Genomic DNA, 3,250 nt, shown 5'->3' on the forward strand with positions numbered 1-3,250 from the left:
CGCGCTCCGCGCTGCTGCCTCTTGCCGCCGAGTGGCCGACGCTCGATCGGACGGGAAGCCAATCGGATACGTGGACGCTGGGTTTGGACTTCAACAAAAGACACCAGGCTCCTAGGAGTCTGGTGTGAAAAGGCCGTCTGGGGGAGCTGACTCTGCCACCAGGGTGGTTTCGGCGCCGGGCTTTCGATTGTTGCTCCGTGCTGGGTTAGTGCGCTGTTCGGGGTTCATGGCGCGGTTCGGTCGAATCTGGCGATTCTAGGACGGTCATCCGGTTCTTAGAGGCCGAAATCCGGTTTCCAGGCCGTTCCGCCGCCCGATCTAGGCCATTTCCGCCACCCAACCGAGAGTTGTCCATTGGATCCCAAGCACGGCGAGGCGCGCTAGATTGTGGGCTGCGGCGAGGAGGTTGAAGTCAGCATCCACTTTGGCTTGGCCGAGAACCCGTGAGCGACGTCCGCCATGTCGGCGCCGCATCAGGTGGCCGATCTTACGTTCGACCTTGGGACGGGTGGCTCGGTAGTCGGCTGCCCAATCGGGATCCTGCTGCCGTTGGCGAGCTTCAGCGAGGTGCCTCTCATGAGGTCCAACTCGGATGCTGCGGCCACGTGCGGCCTGGGTGCACTCGGGTCGCAACGGACACTCGGCGCACGCACCGGCAAAGCTAGCGATCCCCCCGCCGTCCGCCGTGCGGCGCATCGGGACGGTGAACTCGGCGGGACAGGTCACGGTTTCTGTGTCGAGGTCGATCTGGAAGTGACTCTTCGGAAACAGACCGTCGCGATTGCTCGGAGGCTGGGTCTTGCAGCCGGACTCGATGCCTTCCTGGTCGAGATGGTTCAGAAACTCGCCGGTGCCGTAGGCCGCATCGCCGTAGACTTTCGGAGGTTCGGGTTCTGACTCGTACGCGCAGCTGGGCTCCGGCTCGGAGCCGACGCTGGCATCGTCTGCCTCAGAGGACGCGACCTCGCTATCGACAAGGTCGTCGATGAGATCGGCTGCAACACTGGCGTCCCCCGCGTTTCCCGCAGTGACCGCGGTCTGAGTAATGATCTCGCTGTCGGGCTCCAAAGCCAGATGGCCCTTGTAGCCATCGAAACCCTGCGACGCGCTCTTGTGACCGTGGCGGGCCTCCGGATCTACGGTCGAAATCACCCGATCCTTAGCCACCCGGCGGGCGATGCGATACGTACCGTCCTCAGTCTCCTCGAGATCTTGGCCGACCACGGTGGCCAACAGCTCAGCGGCCTCTTTGACCTCGGCGCACAACGCGCGACCCTCAAGGACCAGCAGGCAGGCCAATGCGTCGCGGACCCGCGAGTCGATGAGTTGCTCGCGCGCATCCGCATCGTCCCAGTCGATCTGGGGCTTGGCGCTCGTGGCGTAGTCCTCGCCGCTCGCCAGGACGTCGCGAAGCTCGCCTTCCAACCCCTCATCGGCCACCCTCAGCAGCGAGCGAACCGCCGAACGGATCAACGTCAGGGCGTCCATCGTCGCCACCGCGTCATATAAAGGCGTCGAATCCAGCACCCGCTTCATACCCACCAAACCCGCCTCCGAAGCCACAGCCTTCGTCACCTCGAAGATCCGGCGAGGAGCTTCAGAGGCCGCCAGACGAGCCCGCATGTCCACCAGAACGGTGTGCGCAAACTTGCCCCACTTGTCCTCGCCGTAGCCACCCACGCCCGCGGCGTACCGCCATCGAGTATCGAAGCTGGACCGTTCCACCGCCTCGCGGTCCGACAACCCTCCCAGGCGCTGCAGCACCATCACGGTGGCCACGACCGAAGGCGGAACCGAACGTCGTCCCTTCTGGGAGAACAGATCCGCAAAAATCTCGTCGGGGAACAACCGATCTCGCTCGCGGTGCAGAACCGAGTAGATCGAGTTCGTCGGAAGCGCTTCCTCGCAGAACCAACTCACATCATCCAGCAGATCCTGCTGTCGATCGGCAAGGCCCAGGCTCATCCTTCGCTCCTATGGCTGATTTCAGCTCCGCCGGCGTCATTCTCGCATGGCGACCGACAGATGGGGGCGACGGAGTCGACAAAAGACACCAGTCTTCTAGGAGCGTGTCGCGCACAGAAGCTCTCGAGCTTCTATGTGCAACACGCTCCTAGCCAGCAAGCTTTCCAGGCCGAGCCGTGGATCCAGCCGGCCCTCGTCGGAGCGCCGAGGCCTGTCGACACCGCCTCGAACACGCGCTCCCCCCGCGGCCAAAGCCGCACCCAACCCGGCGCCGGGGAAGCCGAGCTCGCAGACGGTCGCGCCGACTCAGGCGCCGACCCCGTCTCGCTCGCCCCCGGCCATACCCGCGGGCTCCGCCCGCCGTGGCGGAGCCTCGCCAGGAGAAGACTCTGTGAAGCACGAACCCCAGAACCTCAAACCGGAGAGGATTCAGGACCGGCTGCTGCCGGTCACGCCCGAGCGCCTCCAGGAAAAGCAGACCGAGATCGGCTATTGGCAGGTCGACCCGACCCCAAACGCCATCTCCCGCCACTTCCCGCAGTCGAGCTTCTCGGCTTCGGCGGCCTTCCTCACCCGGGTGGCCGTGGCGATCGAGAAGCACGGCCGACAGCCGTTCGCCTTCGTCGACGCCACCGGCGTCACCGTCCGGCTCGGTAACGCGCCCCAGAGCGGCGTCACCGAGGCGGATCTCGACGTGGCCGCCGCGTTGACCGCCATCGCCTAGCCACTCCACCTTGCCGGGAGCCCGTCCTCGACTCCGACGGGCTCCCGGCCCCCTCCCGAAAGGAGGAACCCATGCCCAGAATCAAGGTGACCCGGCTGCGCAAGTTCTGCGGCCTGCTCGCCGGACACTCGTGGCGACAGGCGGAGCGGGTGGCGCGGGCGGCGATCGAGCTCGTCGGTCCGTGGCTGCCCGCTGACGCCGGCGAGCTGACGATGCTCGACTTCCAGCTCGGCCTGGCCGAACGCCTCGACGACAACCGCAAGAACCTGACCACGGCCGACAACCTGCACCTCCACGAGCTGCAGGTCGACCGCAACCTGCGCCAGGAGCGCGACGCCGCCACCGCCGAAGTGCGCGAGAAGATGCTCCAGCTGCGCGACAGCCTGGACGGCCTCTACGGCCCGGGCGGCGCCGGCAAGATCTTCGAGGACGGCGGCCCCATCCCCACCGATCCGGTGGCGCTGGCGCAGTTCACCGGCCACGCGCTCGACAACCTCGGCGACGAGGACTTCCCGATGCCCACGCCGCTGCAGAAGGGCTTCATCCTCGACCGCCAGGAGA

Annotated in this window: 3 protein-coding genes; 2 read left to right on the top strand and 1 reads right to left on the bottom strand. The window is 66.1% G+C overall.

Features of this window, described 5'->3' with window-relative positions; translation table 11 throughout:
- Positions 1-318: 318 nt before the first annotated feature.
- Positions 319-1,965, bottom strand: a complete 1,647-nt coding sequence (locus tag GY769_13200) for an IS1182 family transposase (GenBank protein ID MCP4202874.1) — start codon at positions 1,963-1,965, stop codon at positions 319-321.
- Between the two features lie 391 nt (positions 1,966-2,356).
- Here GY769_13200 and GY769_13205 point away from each other — a divergent pair, with 391 nt between their 5' ends.
- A complete protein-coding gene (locus GY769_13205; GenBank protein MCP4202875.1) occupies positions 2,357-2,689 on the top strand; it encodes a hypothetical protein in 333 nt (110 codons plus the stop codon).
- Positions 2,690-2,760: 71 nt separating this feature from the next.
- A partial coding sequence (locus GY769_13210) for a hypothetical protein (protein ID MCP4202876.1) occupies positions 2,761-3,250 on the top strand: 490 nt, incomplete at its 3' end.

The sequence above is a fragment of the bacterium genome, from assembly GCA_024224155.1.
Taxonomy (GTDB): domain Bacteria; phylum Acidobacteriota; class Thermoanaerobaculia; order Multivoradales; family JAHEKO01; genus CALZIK01.

Bases quoted from the DNA above. Each gene is read 5' to 3' on its own strand.
- GY769_13200 (MCP4202874.1), bottom strand. From the start codon at position 1,965: ATGAGCCTGGGCCTTGCCGATCGACAGCAGGATCTGCTGGATGATGTG.